This window comes from Acinetobacter sp. WCHAc060006 (assembly GCF_004209135.1).
Taxonomy (GTDB): Bacteria; Pseudomonadota; Gammaproteobacteria; order Pseudomonadales; family Moraxellaceae; genus Acinetobacter; species Acinetobacter cumulans.
Map to the genome: position 1 here is coordinate 1 of NZ_SGSS01000029.1, position 18,736 is coordinate 18,736.

18 protein-coding genes and 4 pseudogenes are annotated in these 18,736 nt (G+C 44.8%); 9 read left to right on the forward strand and 13 right to left on the reverse strand.

Annotation, left to right across the window (positions count from 1 at the left end; genetic code table 11):
• Positions 1-208, forward strand: a pseudogene (locus tag EXE29_RS14265) (GTP cyclohydrolase II); the annotation flags it as partial.
• 122 nt (positions 209-330) lie between these two features.
• On the opposite strand, the gene trpA reads toward EXE29_RS14265, so the two are convergent.
• Together trpA and trpB are read right to left on the reverse strand one after the other, a co-directional pair.
• Positions 331-1,116 carry a tryptophan synthase subunit alpha gene (trpA, locus tag EXE29_RS14270; protein WP_120364902.1) on the reverse strand — a complete coding sequence of 262 codons (786 nt, stop codon included), beginning with the start codon at positions 1,114-1,116 and terminating at the stop codon, positions 331-333.
• Positions 1,113-2,324: a tryptophan synthase subunit beta gene (gene trpB / locus EXE29_RS14275; RefSeq protein WP_120364903.1), complete on the reverse strand. Its 1,212-nt coding sequence runs from the start codon at positions 2,322-2,324 to the stop codon at positions 1,113-1,115. The genes trpA and trpB overlap by 4 nt, the downstream gene beginning before the upstream one ends.
• A gap of 102 nt (positions 2,325-2,426) precedes the next feature.
• On the opposite strand from trpB, the gene EXE29_RS14280 reads away from it, so the two are divergent.
• The 4 genes from EXE29_RS14280 (at position 2,427) to EXE29_RS14295 (ending at position 5,179) form a co-directional block, all read left to right on the forward strand.
• Positions 2,427-3,308, forward strand: coding sequence for a LysR family transcriptional regulator (locus EXE29_RS14280; protein ID WP_120364904.1), 882 nt, complete (start codon positions 2,427-2,429; stop codon positions 3,306-3,308).
• Positions 3,309-3,426: 118 nt separating this feature from the next.
• Complete coding sequence (locus tag EXE29_RS14285; protein ID WP_171406277.1) at positions 3,427-3,999, forward strand: nuclear transport factor 2 family protein; 573 nt, start codon at positions 3,427-3,429, stop codon at positions 3,997-3,999.
• Complete coding sequence (locus tag EXE29_RS14290) at positions 3,975-4,475, forward strand: chalcone isomerase family protein (RefSeq protein ID WP_120364906.1); 501 nt, start codon at positions 3,975-3,977, stop codon at positions 4,473-4,475. The genes EXE29_RS14285 and EXE29_RS14290 overlap by 25 nt, the downstream gene beginning before the upstream one ends.
• Positions 4,476-4,486: 11 nt before the next feature.
• Entirely contained in the window at positions 4,487-5,179 is a 693-nt protein-coding gene (locus EXE29_RS14295) for a response regulator transcription factor (RefSeq protein WP_087549555.1), read from the forward strand.
• Here the strand turns inward: EXE29_RS14295 and EXE29_RS14300 are convergent.
• The 9 genes from EXE29_RS14300 to nudC all read right to left on the reverse strand — a co-directional run bounded on the left by EXE29_RS14300 (position 5,176) and on the right by nudC (position 14,291).
• Positions 5,176-6,498 (reverse strand): sensor histidine kinase, encoded by a 1,323-nt coding sequence (locus EXE29_RS14300; RefSeq protein WP_120364907.1) that lies wholly within the window; start codon positions 6,496-6,498, stop codon positions 5,176-5,178. The two genes, EXE29_RS14295 and EXE29_RS14300, sit on opposite strands and share 4 nt — an antisense overlap.
• Positions 6,499-6,537: 39 nt before the next feature.
• Positions 6,538-7,587 (reverse strand): SAM-dependent methyltransferase, encoded by a 1,050-nt coding sequence (locus EXE29_RS14305; protein WP_120364908.1) that lies wholly within the window; start codon positions 7,585-7,587, stop codon positions 6,538-6,540.
• A gap of 8 nt (positions 7,588-7,595) precedes the next feature.
• Complete coding sequence (locus tag EXE29_RS14310) at positions 7,596-8,375, reverse strand: DUF1295 domain-containing protein (protein WP_120364909.1); 780 nt, start codon at positions 8,373-8,375, stop codon at positions 7,596-7,598.
• A gap of 25 nt (positions 8,376-8,400) precedes the next feature.
• Entirely contained in the window at positions 8,401-9,597 is a 1,197-nt protein-coding gene (locus EXE29_RS14315) for an SAM-dependent methyltransferase (RefSeq protein WP_120364910.1), read from the reverse strand.
• Entirely contained in the window at positions 9,594-10,388 is a 795-nt protein-coding gene (locus EXE29_RS14320) for a DUF1365 domain-containing protein (RefSeq protein WP_120364911.1), read from the reverse strand. Before EXE29_RS14320 ends, EXE29_RS14315 begins: the two co-directional genes overlap by 4 nt.
• A 9-nt stretch (positions 10,389-10,397) precedes the next feature.
• On the reverse strand, positions 10,398-11,681 hold the full coding sequence (locus EXE29_RS14325; RefSeq protein ID WP_120364912.1) for an NAD(P)/FAD-dependent oxidoreductase: 1,284 nt from the start codon (positions 11,679-11,681) through the stop codon (positions 10,398-10,400).
• A complete protein-coding gene (locus EXE29_RS14330) occupies positions 11,678-12,664 on the reverse strand; it encodes an acyl-CoA desaturase (RefSeq protein ID WP_120364913.1) in 987 nt (328 codons plus the stop codon). The genes EXE29_RS14325 and EXE29_RS14330 overlap by 4 nt, the downstream gene beginning before the upstream one ends.
• Before the next feature lie 135 nt (positions 12,665-12,799).
• Entirely contained in the window at positions 12,800-13,348 is a 549-nt protein-coding gene (locus EXE29_RS14335; RefSeq protein ID WP_120364914.1) for a lipocalin family protein, read from the reverse strand.
• 169 nt (positions 13,349-13,517) lie between these two features.
• Positions 13,518-14,291, reverse strand: a complete 774-nt coding sequence (gene nudC, locus EXE29_RS14340) for an NAD(+) diphosphatase (RefSeq protein ID WP_171406278.1) — start codon at positions 14,289-14,291, stop codon at positions 13,518-13,520.
• Between the two features lie 386 nt (positions 14,292-14,677).
• On the opposite strand from nudC, the gene EXE29_RS14345 reads away from it, so the two are divergent.
• A complete protein-coding gene (locus EXE29_RS14345) occupies positions 14,678-16,201 on the forward strand; it encodes a cryptochrome/photolyase family protein (RefSeq protein ID WP_120364916.1) in 1,524 nt (507 codons plus the stop codon).
• A gap of 3 nt (positions 16,202-16,204) precedes the next feature.
• Positions 16,205-16,357, forward strand: coding sequence for a DUF2256 domain-containing protein (locus EXE29_RS14350; RefSeq protein WP_104988163.1), 153 nt, complete (start codon positions 16,205-16,207; stop codon positions 16,355-16,357).
• Here the strand turns inward: EXE29_RS14350 and EXE29_RS14355 are convergent.
• Together EXE29_RS14355 and EXE29_RS14360 are read right to left on the reverse strand one after the other, a co-directional pair.
• Positions 16,354-16,608, reverse strand: coding sequence for a TIGR03643 family protein (locus EXE29_RS14355; protein WP_120364917.1), 255 nt, complete (start codon positions 16,606-16,608; stop codon positions 16,354-16,356). The two genes, EXE29_RS14350 and EXE29_RS14355, sit on opposite strands and share 4 nt — an antisense overlap.
• A gap of 180 nt (positions 16,609-16,788) precedes the next feature.
• Positions 16,789-16,944: pseudogene (locus EXE29_RS14360) on the reverse strand (IS3 family transposase); the annotation flags it as partial.
• Position 16,945: 1 nt separating this feature from the next.
• Here EXE29_RS14360 and EXE29_RS14365 point away from each other — a divergent pair.
• Positions 16,946-17,506: pseudogene (locus EXE29_RS14365) on the forward strand (phage terminase large subunit family protein); the annotation flags it as partial.
• Positions 17,503-18,564, forward strand: a pseudogene (locus tag EXE29_RS14370) (phage portal protein). The pseudogenes EXE29_RS14365 and EXE29_RS14370, both read left to right, overlap by 4 nt.
• The last annotated feature ends 172 nt before the right edge of the window (positions 18,565-18,736 follow it).

Below are 18,736 nucleotides of genomic sequence, written 5' to 3' on the forward strand. Positions count from 1 at the left end.
CATGTGTACTATTATGTTAGATTATTTAAAAATAAAGAATGTAAAACTCATTACAAATAACCCGCTTAAAATTAAATCCTTAACTGATTTAGGAGTTAATGTTGTTGAACGTATTCCCTTAAAAGTTGGCTTAAATATTTTTAATAAAGCTTATCTAGAGACAAAACAAAAACGTATGTCACATCTGTATGATAATAGTGATTTTTAAAAAGCGATCACTTTCAGTAAAAACCCACATACAAAGTTCCCTCTCCCTTAGAGGAGAAGCTTTTATAACATATGCACTGTTGTTTAATTAACTTTAGAAATACTGATTAAAACCACAGGATATTATTGAGGTTCTTTAAGTATTTGCGAAAAAACCGTCACTTTTTCTAAAGTCGCATTCATTCCCTTATTAAAAAAAGTATCGACAAGCGCTGAGCCAATGATAATAAGATCTACTTTATTGGCAAGTGCTTTAACGTGGTTTACATTTTTGATCCCAAAGCCAATTGCAACAGGAATATTAAAAATCGGCTTAATTTCAGTCATCTTTTTCTCAAGATTAGATAGATTGAAGTCTCCTCCTGTTAATCCATTTTCTGCAACATGATATAAAAACCCTGTCGCGCGCGCTGAAATTTGCTCTAACCTTTCAACTGGGGTCGTCGGCGCGGTCATTGCAATTAAATGCATATTTTTTTCATTTAATTGCACCTCAAATTTTTCTCGATATCCATATGGAGCATCTAAAATCAATATTCCATCTATAAGATTTTCTGTTTCGGCGATAAGTGTCTCAAAACCATATTGCATTATCGGATTTAAATAAGTCATGAAAATTATTGGTGTCTGGTTATCATGCAGCCTGATTACTTTTACCAACTCAATGGTCTGTTTTACCGTTAGACCTGCATCTAAAGCCCGAAGATGCGCTGCCTGAATGATCTCTCCATCTGCCACAGGATCAGAAAATGGAATACCCACTTCAATAATGTCAGCCCCTGCTTGACCCAATTGGCTTAACAAACGACAACTTTCTGTAAAATTAGGATCTCCAGCAGTAAAATAACAGACCAGACCACTTCGATTTTCCAGTTTCAATTGCTCTAATTTTTGATCTAGACGGTTCATGCTGTAGCTCCTACAAGATATTTTTTGACCGTGTTTAAGTCTTTGTCTCCTCTGCCACTTAAATTGACAATAATGATCTGTTCTGGCTGCATTTCTTGAGCAAGTTGAATCGCATACGCAATCGCATGGGAACTTTCAAGAGCAGGAATAATGCCCTCCTGTTGGCTTAAAAGCTGAAATGCATTTACGGCTTCTTGATCGGTTATAGCCGTGTATGTCACACGTCCTGTTTCAAACAGAATGCCATGCTCAGGACCAACACCAGGATAATCTAAGCCAGCTGATATAGAGTGTCCATCTAAAATCTGCCCATCTGAATCTTGTAATAAATAGGTTAAATTGCCATGCAGCACACCGACTTGACCTTTGCAAATAGAGGCGGCATGTTCATCGCTATTTATTCCTTTTCCACCTGCCTCAACGCCAAACATTTTGACATTCAGATCTTCTAGAAAGGGATACATCAACCCTAATGCATTTGATCCCCCACCAACGCAAGCAACTAGAGCATCAGGCAGTTTATTTTCTTTCAGGAGTATTTGATTTCTGGCTTCTAGACCAATAATTTTCTGAAATTCTCTGACCATAGTGGGATATGGATGAGGGCCTGCACCCGTACCCAATAGGTAATAGGTTGTATCCACATAACGAATCCAGTCTCGTAATGCTTCGTTCATGGCATCTTTTAAGGTCCCACGACCTTTTTGAACACTTCTGACTTCAGCACCGAGTAATTTCATACGTTCAACATTCATTTGTTGGCGCTGAATATCTGTTTCTCCCATAAAAATGGTACATTTCATCTTAAACAGCGCGCAAACCGTTGCTGTTGCAACACCATGTTGCCCAGCACCCGTTTCTGCAATGATTCTGGTTTTGCCCATAAATTTGGCTAATAAGATTTGCCCTACACAATTATTGATCTTATGCGCACCCGTATGGTTTAAATCTTCTCGCTTGAAATATATTCGAGCGCCGCCTGCATAAGCTGTTAGGTTTTTTGCATAAAAAAGAGGACTAGGACGACCAACAAAGTCCGTTAAAATCTGCTGATATTGAGCCCAAAATTCAGGTTTTTGCCGAACAGTATTAAAGGCTTGCTCTAATTCTTGAAGTGCTGGCATTAAGCTCTCTGGCATGTAACATCCGCCAAATTTACCAAAAAATCCCAAGTCATCAGGACCATTACCTGTATAAGGGGTTGTCATCTCATATCTCTTTTACTATCAAAACACGTTCGATCTTAAAATATTTTCATTTTGATGATAATTGATATATTTTGAGCTTATGGTGTTAGAAAATTTTACAACATGAAACGCAGAACATTACCTCCGCTTAATGCTTTAAAAGCTTTCGAAGCTGTCGCCAGAAATAAAAGTTTCAGCTTAGCTGCCGAAGAATTATGTGTAACCCATAGCGCGATTAGCCATCAAATAAAGCAGTTAGAAGAATGGTTGGATAAAAAATTGTTTATTCGACATTCCTCGACCATCTCTCTGACCGCGGACGCAGAAGAATTATCGCTCGTTTGTATGCAGCTTTTTAATCGTTTAGAACAATGCGTCTTTGAGTTAACTAATAAAACATCAGAAGTAGAAGTTGTCATAGGTGCTTCTCATAGTTTTATGGCAAATTGGCTGATTCCTCGATTAGAAAAGCTCGAAGTTATTTATCCCAATATCCATATCAAATTAATGACATGTAATGATTTAAAATTGTTAGAAAAAGAGAAGGTTGACATATTTATCAATAGCATCAGTGAGCATAATCTACTTCCCAACTTTTTGAATAAATATCTGTTATTTCCCGATAACATGGGTCCTATTTGTAATCGCGAAATAAATCTTCTTCATTCCGTAAATGATCTTTTAAACTATCCATTACTTCATACCCACTCAAATAAAAGTGCATGGAATACATGGTTTGATCAGTTTCAAATAAGCTTTTCCCCAAAATCCAATGACCGTTATTTTGATAGTCTGAATTTAATGATAGAAGCTGCCGTGTCTGGGTTAGGAATTGCCATAGCACCTCAAATTCTAGTAGAAAAAGAAATGTTAAATGGAAGGATCATTGCCCCTTTTGGTTTTATCTATTGTGACTATAATTTTTATGCAATGGTCAGAAAAAATAACGAAAATCATGATGTTATAAATATCATTGATTGGTTAATGGCCGAAGAAAAAAGTTAAACATTTAATCTTTGATTTGAAAAATTCTATTCAATTGCTCATCTATAACGTCTATTTCACATTCTGTTCACACTGTGCTGCCTAAGGTGTAAACATACACTTCATACGGACACTGATGATGAGACTTGTAAAAACACTAATTGCTACAGCCTTATCCTTGCCGCTTCTGTTGTTAGCCGGATGTAAAAGTATTCCCAGTTATTCAGCCGATTACGCCCAATCCAGAAATGATATTCAGGGGATAGCGCTGGATCACGCGAAAGCCCAGGATATCGGCCTCCGCTTTACCTCAGCCTTTAATACATTGGGCACACCGGAATTTGTGGAAAAAGCCGGATCGCTGTATGCCGACCAGCTGTTTCTTAACGATACCCTATCGCAATTTTCATCCCGTCAAAATCTGCTCGAGCACTTTCAAGGTATGAACAAACGGGTCAGCAAGGTCAGCGTCAAGCTGTTAAACGCTTCTTATCATCAGGACTCTGCCTATGTGCACTGGCATATGGCCTATGATTTTAAAATGTTCGGCACGACCCGCAGTATGGACTCTTACGGTATCAGTGAAATCAAGATCAACGAAAACAATAAGATTATTTTCCAGCAGGATTTCTGGGACCCTGCGAACGGCCTGTACCGTTCCCTGCCTTATGTTGGAGGGGTCTACTCATGGCTACTGCCTATCAAAAAATAGCGATTAGTACGGCGTTAGTGATGGGATGTAGCTTCTGTCCATTGGCACAGGCACAAAGCTTGAATCAATGCGGCAATGGTCCGCTGATGGTGGGTAAAAAACAGGTCGGTATGGCCAGTTATTTTGCCCAAAACTGTAGCCAGTCCTGGGAAAAACAAAATATACAGATGGACTTTTCCTATAACCAGAGTATTCCGGAATGGGCATTTAAGCGTGCGGCCACACATTTACTGAAACGTAATGTTAAAGACGCAAAAATACATGCTCTATTCAACCCAATCACTGATTTGTATCGTCCGGTCAGATCAGGCGACCTGTACCGTTTAAAATACGACCATACTACACAGACCCTAAGCTTATCCTTGAACCAGCAGGGTTTAGGGCAGCTTAAACATCCTCTGGCACAACAATATTTTAATATATGGCTGGGTCCCCAGCCATTTAGTGCTAAATTAAAACAGCAATTATTAAATTAGTATCTGCCGCTATGTCGAAACATTTTATCCTGATGGTTGAAGACCATTATGAACTGGCCTCTACCCTATGCGAATTTCTGGAAGAACATGGTTTTGTGGTCGATCATGCCCGCAATCTGAGTGCTGCTAGACAATTATTGAAACAGCAACGCTACCATATCTTGCTACTAGACATTAATTTGCCTGATGGTTCTGGTTATGAATTGTGCGAGTGGTTACGCAATGAAGAGGGGTTGGACTTACCTGTCTTGATGCTTACCGCTCGGGATACCTTGGATGATAAACTTAAAGGCTTCAATTCCGGCACGGATGATTATCTAGTCAAGCCCTTTGACTTTAACGAGCTGGTGGTTCGGGCCAAGGCCCTGATCAAGCGTTCCCTGGGTGAAGTATCTAGCAGTCGTCTGCAAATTCATGACCTAATTTTGGCCCCAGCAACACAGCAGCTAACTCGAGCTGGGCAGAACATTGAATTGCCTCCGATTCAGTTTAAACTTTTAAAGCTACTGATGCGTCACTCTCCTAAAGTACTGACCAAACAGGAAATTATGATGGAGCTTTGGGGTGACGAAGAGCCAGAAAGTGATGCTCTGCGCAGTCATATCTATAATTTACGCAAAATGGTCGATAAACCCTTTGAACAAAAGCTGATTCACACCATATCTGGGATTGGTTTAAAGATTGCTTTCGAAGATGAAGTCTAATTTAGGTACACAACGACAATTAGTCCAGTGGTGATTGCTAAGTCAACATTCTGATGAGTGCAAAGATAATATTGCCTGTCAAACAGCTCTACACGCCAACCTAGCTGTTTGCATAGCTTTTGCACCAATTGCAATCCAATGCCATGCCCTTTGATTTCCAGTTGTAGCTGCTGGCCAGACAGTTCCTGAACCTTAGAATTGTTAGGTAAAGGCATGCCGACCCCATTGTCAGCAATCAGTACTTTATTTTTTTCCAGAATCACATCAATTTCTGTGCCCTGTGAATAGTTCAGCGCATTGCGCAGAATATTGCCAAACACCATTTTGGTCATGGATGGATAAAGTTTACGCGGCTTTTCATCCAGGTCTTTTTGCAGGTCTATCCGCATGCCTTTGTTATGACTGACACTCTCCAGATCCTGCACCAGATTGTCCAGACATTCTGAAAGCATGGTCGGTTCAGCAGTTAAAGTGTTGGTGGTATTGCGGGCAATGGCCAGCAAGGTATCGACCAGCAGCTGCATGTCTTCAATGGTGTTATGCAGGCGGGTAAAGGACTTGTTGTCGCCATAGCGTGCCTGACACAGCTGCACATTGCCTTTTAAAATGGTAAGTGGCGTGCGTAGCTCATGGCTGACATCTCCGGTAAATTCACGCTCACGCTGAATAAATTCGCTTAATACCTGATGATATTTTTCCAGCGCCTGCTTGAGGTATTCAGCTTCCAGATTAGAGTCGGTGCGGATGTCTCGAAAAGGCGAAGCCTGATTTTTCTGATGTTCCCAGTCGATATATTCCAGCGCATTGGCCAGACGGGTAATCGGGGAAAAATAGCGCCGAGCTCGACGGTTCCACCACCACAGCACACTATATAGCACAAACAGGCTGACCATCAGCGGTGCCAGACCAAACAGCCACACCAGCTTGTTGACGTTGCTTTCGCCAAACACCAGCAGCACATGCTGTCCGTCTTTTTCACCATACACGGTCATGCGCTCCTTGCCATCGACAAAATGCCGATTCACCCCTTGCTCAAGTGACATATTCTTAAATTGGGAGGGTTGCACGGTGTTCCAGCGGTAACCATACAGGTTTTTGGTATCGGGCAATTCTGCAGCAGGATTACGTTCTAATCGCTGCCAGTAGTGTGACATTTCCTGTTCTAGCGCCGTTCTGAGCAAAGAACCTTTAATCACCCAGGCACTGAAGCCAATCCCAATCACCACAGACAAGGCAATGAATCCGATTTGCAGCCAGTAATAGCGGTTAAACACCTCACCCAGAGGATGATCGTGTTTGTCCCTGAACAGCTTTAACATTGGCGCATTCCCCGCTACCCCATCCGATTCGCCATTCAATTATACGGTTTTCTTTTTAAACAGAAAGTGACCGATCACCCACTCGCGTCCATGCTCATAACCGAACAGCTCGGCACAGGCCATAAAGAAAATCCGCCAGCGTTGCCACCAGATTGCGGCATCCGCGCCATAAGTTTTTTCAAACAAGGGCTTTAGCTCGGCCTGTTTAGCATCCATATTTTCTAGCCAAGCATTTGCGGTACGTTCATACTGCGTACCCGCCCATTGCCAGTGCTGCTCTAATTGCAAATGCTGCTGAAAATGTAGAAAGGTCGACGCTGCCGGCATCAGTCCGCCACTAAAGAAATATCTCGACATCCAGTCGAATTCATTTTTCACTTCAAACGGATAATGCAGGAAACGGTGACAGAAAATATGGCACCAGAGCAGACCATCCGCTTTCAGCCAGCTGCTGATATTTTCAAACAGTTTCTGGTAGTTGCGCACATGTTCAAAGATTTCCACCGAAACCACGCGGTCAAAGGACGCGGGTTCCAGTTGTAGCACATTGACGTCGCAGGTGATCACCGTCAGGTTCTGCAGTTTTTTCAGACGTGCCTGTTCCTGAATATACAGGCGCTGGGTCGAGGAATTCGACACCACCGTAATGCGAGCCTTGGGATAATGCTCGGCCATATATAGACTCAACGATCCCCAGCCACAGCCAATTTCCAGAATATCCTGTCCATCTTTTAACTGTGCACGCTGGCAATAGCTGGCAAGTGCCGCTTCTTCCGCCTGATCCAGCGTGGTATGAGTATGTTCAAACAGGCTAGCGCTGTATTTCAGACGCTTACCCAGCACCGCCTGGAAAAATGCGGTGGGCAGTTCATAGTGCTGTTCATTGGCCTTGTCGGTCTCGATGGCAATCTCGCTGTTTTTCAGCATGGTCAGCACATCCATATAGCGCCGAGCTGCCAGTGCCGGGTCAAAGCGTCCTTCTTGTGCCAGACGTTTTTTGCTTAGGCTGCGAATGCCCGCGCGAATCACCGAATCGGGCAGCTTGCCGCTTTCGACCAGTTTTAAAGATTGTTGAATCATAAAGTCCATGTATTTACCTACTGTTTGGGTGGCCACGGAATAAACATTGAAGTTCGTCGTTGATAGTCTTTATAGTTGTCGCCGCGATGTGCCAGCGCCTGTTGTTCACTAAAGGGAATCCCGGTGATGTAGTACAGAAACAGCCACATCAGCAGCGGATAAATCCATAATCCATAGGCACCTGCTGCCAGACCAAGGACCGGATAGGCAAACCAGTGCAGCCATTCAAAGAAATAATTCGGATGGCGCGAATATTTCCACAAACCCTGATCCATGGTTTTACCTTGATTCTGTGGATCTAGCTTAAAACGGTAAAGTTGCTGGTCAGCGGTACTCTCACCGATCAGGGCCAGCAACATGATCATGCCCGCCACAATCACAGTGACCAAAGTCCAGTCATTCCATTGCTCGGTCGATATACTTAACAGCTTCAGCATTGGGTAAGAAAACAGTAGAGCCAAACCTGCCTGAAATATAAAAAACATCAGAAAACCAAGATGCTGATAATCCCCCATCGCTCGGCGCATGTTGGCATAACGCGTGTCTTCTTGGGTTTCACTGGCATAGCGCCGTAACAGATGCCAAGTCAGCCGTGAAAACCAGATCCCACTCGCCAGTCCCAGAAATAAGCGAACCAACATCGGTGCACTGTCAATCGCCCAAGCGGCAATAATCACATTGAGGGCAATACTGAAACTCCAAGCGACATCGACCAGCCCTGCTCTGCGGTTATAGGTCACTAACACCCAGCTACAGAGCATGATAAAGACATCCAGCACCAGTAAATTCAGCAGCATCTGAGCCCTCCTGTTTTATCTTGGCTTAGTAGGCACTGGCTTCGAACAGCAGATGTACATCACTGATCACGCCTTCGCGGAAGCCACCTTCGCAATAACACAGATAAAAATCCCACATGCGGATAAAACGCTCATCAAAGCCAAGCCCAAGTACCTGATCATGTTGCTGCAAGAAACGCTGACGCCAGCAGTGCAAGGTCTGGGCATAGCTCTGGCCGATATCTTCCAGATGTTTGAGTCGCAGTTTTTGTTCGGAAGCGGTCTGGGTCATGACACTGATACAGGGAATAAAACTGCCCGGGAAAATATAGCGCTTGATATAGTCAATGGTATTCAGGGCTTTGGCATAGCGTGCATCTTCAATCGTAATCGCCTGAATCAGGGCCAGACCATTCGGCTTGAGGAGCTCGCGGCATTTTCGGAAATAAGTTGGTAAATACTGCTCACCTACTGCCTCGATCATTTCAATCGACACCAGCTTGTCGTATTTGCCTTCCAGTAAACGGTAATCTTTCAGCTGCACAGTCACACGATGTGCCAGTCCGGCTGCAGCGACCCGGGCCACGGCTTCATCATACTGTGCTCTTGAAATGGTGATGGTGGTGACCTTGCAGCCATACTGCTGCGCGGCATAAATGGCAAAACCGCCCCAGCCGCTGCCAATTTCGACCAAATGATCCATCGGTTTGAGTTGCAGTTTCTGGCAGATCAGCTCTTTTTTATAATCCGAAGCCTGTTCCAGAGTCATGCCCGGCTCTTTAAACACCGCACTGGAATACATCATGCTGTAATCCAGGAACAGCTTGAAAAAGTCATTGCTCAGGTCATAATGCTCGGCAATATTTTTGCGGCTGCCATCAATCGAATTCTTGCGCGATTTATACCAGACCTTTAACAGTAACTGGCTGGCTTTGGCCACTGCATTCTGATTCATCTGGTCCAGCACATCGCGGTTACGTGCCAAAATGCGGATCACATCGACCAGATCTTCACTGCTCCAGTAGCCACGGATAAAACCTTCGGCAGCACCCAGTACACCATTACGGAACAGCAGATCCATCAGACGAACATCATACACCTGTATCACCGCCTGTAAATCGCTATTTTCCCCGACAGCCCCGTTCCAGACGCCTTTAAAAATCAGCTGACCATGGCGTAATTTCAGCAGGTGGCGCAGTACCACCGGCAGTGTGCTTTGCTCTCCCATGAATAGTGTCTTCATCGCAATGTGTTTCCTTTTTCTTTTTTAGGATGTCGGTAAAATGGAACTTTCTTTTTCCATAAACGAAAGGCGTGCAGATAAATTCCGCTGACCATCCTGAAGGGTTCAAGAACTTTCAGTACAGCATAGCGATGCTGCTGTGAAGGAACCGTGATGGCCTGCAAGGAAAATTTCAGGGTGGCATCGAATTGTAAGATTCCCTGCTCAAACAGATGCATATGAATCACGTTCTGCCGATCCGAAAAGCTGAAGCGCCAGCGATAATCCAGCCCCATCGGCATGAACGGCGACACATGAAAGGCCTTTTTAAAGTCAAACTGGTGACTCTGGTACGGCGCATATTCGTCTGCATTGTTCCGACAGTCGTGAATGTAGACCTGTCGTTCATTCCACGGTGTGTTGGTGATTTCACTCAACACAAAGAGCAACTGGTCGGTGGCACCAAAGACCAGATAAAATACTACGGAATTGAAACGGAAACCCAGTGTGCGCGGTAAAGCCAGCACCCGGATGGAAGCGGCATGCGGTAACAGATAGTTTTCCCGCTTGATCAGCAGGCGTGCAATCTTCTGCCGTATCGAGCCACATTCCATAGTCAGAAAATCGCGCTCATCTAGGGTCAGGAAATTCCAGCGGTTAGATGACCACAGCCAGGATTTTCCGGTAAACGTCGCGAGTTGATCCGGATCAAACCATAGATAGCTCAGCTGGGTTTTAAAAGCATGGGCTTGGGGCAAATAACGTCGATGCCGGATTTCAGCAGTGGCGATCGCCAGTGGATACATCTGCATCATGCGCTCCTAGGCTGCCTGTTCGGCCTGTTTTAATAGCTGATCGATTACCCATGATGCGCTACGCGCCCCATCCTCATGAAAGCCCCAGCCCCAGTAAGCGCCACAATATGAGGTGCGGTTTTGGCCGTTGACCTCGGCCCAGCGTTGCTGTGCTCCAATCGCCGGGGCATCAAACACCGGATGACGGTAATGTCGTTCTACCCAGACTTTTTTCGGATTCAGGGCAAAATTAGGATTCAGGGTGGCAAAGACCTGGGTTGTGCAGTTCAGGTTCTGCAACTGGTTCATCCAGTAGCTAAAGCCATAATGTGTGCCACTGTGCTGGAATGGCATCTGTTCAGTGGCCTGAGTCGGTGTGACGTGTACATGCCAGCTAGCCCACTGGCGACGGGATTTGGGCATGATAGAGGTATCGGAATGTACCACCATGCGGTTATCCTGATAGCGGAACTTGCCCAGCACGTCCAGCTCCTGCGCGGTCGGGTCTTTCAGCAGTTTCAGGCTGTCATCGGCGTGGCTGGCGAAAATCACCCAGTCAAAACGCTCACTGCCCTGTTGGGTTTCAATCAGCACATCATTGGCACTGCGAGACACCTGATGCACAGCAATTTTACGAAGCGTGATATTGCACTGGGCCTGAATGGCACGGACGTAGCGAGCTGATCCACCCTTTACCGTCAGCCATAAAGGACGGTCTTTGAGCTGCAACATGCGATGATGCTGGAAAAAGCTCACCACAAACTTATACGGAATCTGTCCAGCCTGTTCCACCGGGCAGGACCACAGCGCCCCGCACATCGGATAGAGATGTTCCTGACGGAAGGCTTCGGAATAGCCATGCCGATCCAGATACTCATCTATACTGAGCTGTGCATCGACATGCTCGACATCCAGATCTTTATTGGCGGCATAGAAGCGGAACAGATCCGACAACATCGCGCGAAAATCTGCATTACAAAAGTTTTGAGGTCGGAACAATAACGAGAATTTTTTTGAAGGATTGTACTGTAAGCCCGTGACCTGATTATTCACCGAAAAGCCCATGTCACTGCTTTGCGATTGAATCCCAAGTTCTTTTAGCATGGCGCAGAATAGCGGATAGTTATGCTCATTAAAAACAATAAAGCCACTGTCTACCGCAACCTGTTCACCATCGATATTCAGCTGATGGGTATCGGTATGACCACCAAAGTAGTTATTCTTTTCAAAGACTGTGACTTCATGCGCTTTGCTGAGTTTCCACGCAGCGTACAGACCGGAAATACCTGAACCAATAATTGCAATTTTCATGGTGATTCCTTTGAATGAATAATCGGAGTGCCGGTCTTCACAGCTTTTTTCTGTTTTCGAGCCCGTGCAATTTTACTGACATCATAGACACGTGCCGGAATGGGCTTGAGTCCCCAGACCAGCCCGAACAAAGACATGAGTTTCAGCAGGTAATAGGTCACATCAATCTGCCACCAGTAAAAACCCTGCCGGGTACTGCCGGCATAATAATGGTGATTGTTGTGCCAGCCTTCGCCTAAGGTAATAATGGACAAGAATAAGTTGTTGCGGCTGTGATCTTCAGTGTCAAAATCCCGGCTACCATAATGATGTGCCAGTGAGTTAATACACAAAGTGGCATGGAGCAGTAACACAGTGGAGACCACAAATCCCCAGACCAGCAATTGCAGGCCGGAGGTACCGAGTTGCGGCCAGGTCATAGCCAGCCACCCTCCTAGCGCATAAATCCCGCCCGCGGTCAGCAGCACCACAATTAAACTGAAACGGTCCAGCCAGATCAGTTCCGGATATTTTAGCCAATCTCTAATGACTTCTTTTCGCGTGGCAAAGTTATATTCATTTAAAAACCAGCCAACGTGGCTGTACCAAAAACCATGCGTGGAGGAATGCGGGTCTTGCAAGGTATCTGTATAGCGATGGTGATAACGGTGATGCGCCGCCCACCAGAGCGGGCCACGCTGCGCACTCATGGTACCCATCAGCACAAACAGGAACTGTACCAGACGCGAAGTCTGAAAAGTTTTATGTGACAGATAACGATGAAAAAAAGCGGTGATGGAAAACATACGGATCAGGTAGAACGCTAGCATAAAGCCCAGCGCAAACCATGACACCCCCACCCAGAACACGGCGAGACAGGCCAGATGCAACAGAATAAAGGGTAAAATCCGGAGCCACTGAATCTTGCTGTTTTCAGCCGTCAGTGTGTCGGGCGCTGTGGGTGTAGACCAGCTGTCTATCCATCGCATCAGGCTTTTCAACATGGACTCATCCTACTTTCAAGCGGTTGTCTTTATTCTATTTGATGAGTCTAATCAGTCAGATATGAATTTTATGTGAAGTGAAATAAAAAAAGCCGAACTGTAGAGAGACTAAGCAGTTCGGAAAAGGGTAGCAGATTAATGCGGCAATTTGATCAGTTTTGTGATGTCATAACCATAATATTTTGCTGTTTCCAGATAGGACTGATAGGTGGCTTCATCCAGTTGCGGTTCACGCGATAAAATCCACAGGTATTTGGTACTCGGTCCACCGACCAGCGCCACTTTATATTCCGGATCGAAGCGTAATACCCAGTAATGACCTTTAGTAAAGGGGATCCATCTTAAACCTTTAGGCAAAAAGCTGACCTTCAGTTTGCTGTTCCCCTGATTTTGCGAATACGCAACACCTTCAGAGCTAATTATCTCACCATTGGCAGTTCGGCAGCTATTCAATACACCGATAGTTTGATCGGCATTGACGCTATATTGTGCCGTGATATTAGCTATACATTTACGCTGAAAATACATCGGTAAATGCGCAATTTCATACCATTTACCGGCATACTTCTGAATATCCACCTGATTGACTGCATGAGGCGTAACAGTTTCTGCTTGAGTCGTTGTACTTAAGCTGATGATAGACAGTGCTATCGCTGCAAAAGCTGACTTAAATCGCATCTTCATTTTTTAGCCTTGTTGAGTCTTAGGATTAAGATAACCCAGTTAGATGTGAACAAAGCGTGAAGATCAAATGATATGATTCAGTTTCTCCAGATCAGGAAATGCCATCTGAATATTCACTACCTAGGGCATTATTGCAGTTTATTTGAGAGACCCAAACAGCATTACTTTTTCAAAGCCATTCTTTGCTGTCATCTGCAACAGGTGTGCCATGCATCACATGCTGAATCATGGCATAGGCAATACTGCCCTTGAACGGAATTTCGGGTAACTGATCAAACTTAAAAAACTGCGCATCGCTGAGTTCATTTTCCTGAATCTGAATCTCGCCTGCATGATATTCTGCCCTGAAGGCCATCATCAGATTGCTGGGAAACGGCCACGGCTGGCTGGCCAGATATTGAATGTTTTTGATCTGCAGCCCCACTTCTTCCATCGTCTCACGGCGTACCGCCTCCTCCAAAGTTTCGCCCACTTCGACAAATCCGGCAATAAGGCTGTACATCTGGGTTTTGCTGCGGGCGTTTTTCGCCAGCAGAATTTCATCTGTACCCCGGGTAATGATGGTAATCACACAAGGATTTACCCGCGGATACTGGTTATAGCCACAGGATGGACAGAGCATGGCATAGTGGCTGGCGTGCTGCTGGGTGGCGTGAGCGCACTTACTGCAAAAGCGGTGATTACGGCGCCATTCCAGCAACTGTACCGCACGGCTGGCCTGTTCAAACTGCGGTCTGCTCCAGACTTGCACCAGTTGCCGGATCGGAACCAATTGATAACCTTTAGGCACTGGTTCGTCTTCTTTAAGATCACGTGCAATGATCTTGCCATTTTCCGACAGGTCTAGATCATGCTGCAATCTTGCTACCTGCGGCAACTGAAAATGCTCATCCACTAGTAATTGTTGCTGTCTAAAAATATATGCTTTTGAATGCATGCTCATGACATCCACTGATTAAAAAAAATCCCATACATAGGAGTGTATGGGACAAAACTAAGGAAACTTACATGGAGTAACCTCTAACCAGATACTAGGTGCAAGCTGCCTGAATTACAACCATAATAATTTGTATCTTTTTGATTAAAATCACATAATTTTCACACTACTCATGTATTAAGAAATCATGTAAAGCGAGTTTCATCAATGGGCTGTAGCATTACAGAGATGGACAGTAGTCTTTTATTGCAGCAATCATGATTCCTGTTCAATGCCAGCTGATCATCTGGTCAAGTTGAATTGATTCAACATGCGCGTTGATCTTTATTTTCACAAAAAATTGAACTGTTCGGCTTTACACTGCGCTCTCTTTCACTGGTTCTGAGATCGATATGCGTTTCGGTTTAATTCTGGGTGACCAGCTTCATCATCAGCTTGCTACGCTTAAAGCACTGGACCGTACCCGGGATGTGATCCTGATGGCCGAAGTGGTTGAGGAAGCGACTTATGTCACCCATCATCCGCAGAAAATTGCCCTGATTTTTAGTGCCATGCGTCATTTTGCCAAAGAACTCAAAGCAGAAGGCTGGCGTGTACGTTACCATGCTTTTCAATCTGATAGTCCGATTCGTAGCCTGCTGGATTTCGTAGAGTCACAGCAACAACTCTTACCAGTCACAGAACTGGTCATTACGCACTGCGGGGAATATCGTTTACAGCAGCAGATTGAACAGCATTGGAGCAAGCATCTGCAACTGCCAGTGCAGTGCCTGAATGATGACCGTTTTTTCTGTAGTCCAGAGCAGTTCCAGCATTGGGCCAATCACTACCAGACGCTACGCATGGAATATTTTTACCGGGAAATGCGCAAGCGGACTGGTTCCTTGATGCAAGGACAGCAGCCGCTTGGACAACAGTGGAACTATGATAGTGCCAATCGCAAGGCCTGGTCAGGCAGTCCGCCTTTACCTGAACCCCTCTGCTTTGAGCGCGATCAGATTGATCTGGATGTACTGGAACTGGTTGAACGTGAATTTTCCCGGCATCCCGGAAGCCTTGCCGATTTTCGCTGGGCCACCACGCGCAGCGATGCCCGGCTTGCATTGCAACATTTTATTGACCACAGTTTGCCGCATTTTGGCGATTATCAGGATGCCATGGTTCAGGGTGCAGACACACTGTTTCACAGCCTGCTCTCGCCTTATCTGAACTGCGGCCTGTTGCTGCCGCGAGAAGTCTGTGATGCCGCAGAAGCGGCTTACCATGCCGGTCATGCGCCACTGAATGCCGTGGAAGGGTTTATCCGGCAGATTCTGGGCTGGCGCGAATATGTCCGTGGGATTTACTGGCTGTACATGCCGGAATATGCCAATCGCAATGCACTGCAGCACTCAGCACCATTGCCACAATTTTACTGGACTGGCCGCACCCAGATGAATTGTATGGCTGAGTGTTTCCGTAATACTTTTCTGCATGCCTATGCACATCATATCCAGCGTTTGATGGTGACTGGAAATTTTGCCTTATTAACTGGTGTAGACCCGCAGCAGATCAGCGAGTGGTATCTGGCAGTCTATGCCGATGCCTATGAATGGGTAGAACTACCGAACACCTTGGGCATGGTAATGCATGCCGATAGCGGCTTGATGGCCAGCAAACCCTATGCGGCCTCGGGCAATTACATCCATAAGATGTCCGATTACTGTAAGCACTGTAGCTACAATGTCAAAACTCGCACCGAACCAGATAGCTGTCCGTTCAATAGCCTGTACTGGTATTTCATGATCAGGAATGAGGAGACATTCCGTACTCATCCACGTATGGGCATGATCTATCGACAGCTAGATAAACTTAAAGATCGGCAGCAGATTATCAGCCATGCCCAGCAACTTCTTAGCCAGATCAATGAGTTATAAACCATGAAAAAACAGCATCTCCCTGAAAAAATCTGTATCCACTGTTTGCGCCCTTTTACTTGGCGCAAGAAATGGCACCGCTGCTGGGAGGAAGTACAATATTGTTCTGAACGATGTAAACGTGAGTCCAGACGGTTATCAAAATCAAATGCTTAGAAACGCTTGTATTGGCGTGAACAATTGGCCCGTATCACTTCGGGTGAACGCAGCTGCAGATGTTTGGTTTTTCGACCAGTCATGCGTGCACGCCACATTTTAAAGCTACTGAGTTTCATATTTTGCCGCATCAAGCGGATCACCGCGGCTTCATTTAAACCATACTCACATAAAATAGCTTCAAAAGGGGTTCGATCTTCCCAAGCCATTTCTATAATTCTAGATAAGTCTTTTTCAGAAAATTGATTCATACCATTCTCGTTTTTAATCATCATGAAGCGTCAATAAGCTTTATCAAGTTTGAACTGATTAAAAGCATAATAATACGATCATGAATTTTTTGTGATCTTTATCTAGTTTACGGCCTCAGCACGAATAAAAGGGCTAGTTAGACTTGGACTGCTCCCAGTATCCTAGACATTGAAGTAGCCTCATTTTGAAGCTGCCTCGAATGCTTCTGGACTCATCCCATCAAGATGCGAATGGCGCCTGATTCGATTATAAAACATCTCGATGTAATCAAACACATCCGCACGCGCCATTTCGCGTGCTTTATAAATTCTCTTTTTAATTCTTTCCTTCTTTACACGTCCATTTGCAAACAAGCCTGTCTGGGTTGGATATGATCCGGCTTTAAGTGGTGACAATGCCGGGCTAGTCGTACTTGCTCCACCAGCTGTTGCCGGTGGTAAGTTCCGAGTCCTAGAACGTCATCAATTTAAAGGCGATGACTTTGCTCAACAGGCTGAACATATTCGCAGTATCACTAAACGTTACAACGTCACATATATCGGGATTGATACGACAGGTATGGGGGTTGGTGTCGCAGAGCTGGTTCGACAATTCTTCCCTGCAGTTCATGCCTTTAAGTATTCACCAGAAGTTAAGGCCCAGCTCGTCTATAAAACCTTAGATGTCATCCGCAATGGACGACTTGAATATGATGCAGGCGATAAAGACCTGACCCAGTCATTAATGAGCATAAAAAAAACAATGACAGCCAGTCAAACACAAATCACTTTCACTGCCGGACGTTCAGAAGAAATTGGTCATGCAGATCTCGCATGGTCACTGATGCATGCAATTTATAACGAACCACTGGCCGGTATAACAGAAACAAATACTTCCGTATTGGAGATTTATTCATGAACCCTTTTTCAACAGCTAAAAGTTTAATGAACACAGCCTTAAACTTTTTACCGCAACCTTTGCAGCAAGCCATTCCACAAAAGACCGAAGCATTTTCATTTGGTGATGCAGTACCAGTATTGGATGGCCATGACTTATCAAATTATATGGAATGCTGGTTCAATGGCCGTTGGTATGAACCGCAAGTGAGCCTGGAAGGATTGTCCAAAAGCTGGAAGTCCACGCCATATTTGAGTAGTGGAATCATTTTTAAGCGTAACTTCCTGGCCAATTTGTTTAAGCCCCATCCCCGCATGAGCCGGCAGTCATTTGAACAAGTCGCATTGGATTTTATCTGGTGTGGAAATACTTACGTTGAAGATGTACGTTCACGACTTGGGAATACAATTGAATTTTAACCGGCATTGGCAAAGTACACTCGTGCTGGAGAACATAAAGGACAATACTTTTATTTAGATCAAGGTCATCGTGGGTATACAGAATATGAGTTTCCTCAAGACCGTATTTGTCAGATCCGAGAGACAGATATTGATCAGGAAATTTATGGTACACCAGAATATATTTCGGCTTTACAAAGTGCCTGGCTAAATGAATCAGCGACATTGTTCCGTCGCAAGTACTACAACAACGGATCTCATGCCGGATTCATTCTTTATGTGAATGACCCTGCCAGTGATCCAAACGACATCACTGCCCTGCGTACTGCTTTAAAAGAAAGTAAAGGTCCTGGAAACTTCCGTAATCTTTTTTATTACAGTCCTAATGGTAAAAAGGATGGTATCCAGGTTATTCCGACTTCAGAAATTGCTGCCAAGGATGACTTCACCAATATTAAATCCATTACTCGTGATGACACACTTGCTGCACTACGTATCCCACCGCAGCTGATGGGAATTGTACCAAGCAATGCTGGTGGCTTTGGTGATATTAAATCTGCGGCTGAAGTTTTTTATCATAATGAAATTGTACCGCTTCAATCACGCTTGCTGCAGTTCAATGAATGGGCCGGAGATGAAGTGATTAAGTTCAAAGAGTATAGATTAATTCAATCTAAATAATCCCATATATGGATATGAGAGAGATTATCATTAGATGAGCTATTCGGAAATTCCGGATAGTTCAAACATATGAATATCCTTATATGTGGAGCTCTATGTGTGGAGCTAAGCAAGTTCAAATCAAGCAAATCATAAGTAAAAATGTCAGGCATAATGTCAAAGCATTTCATAC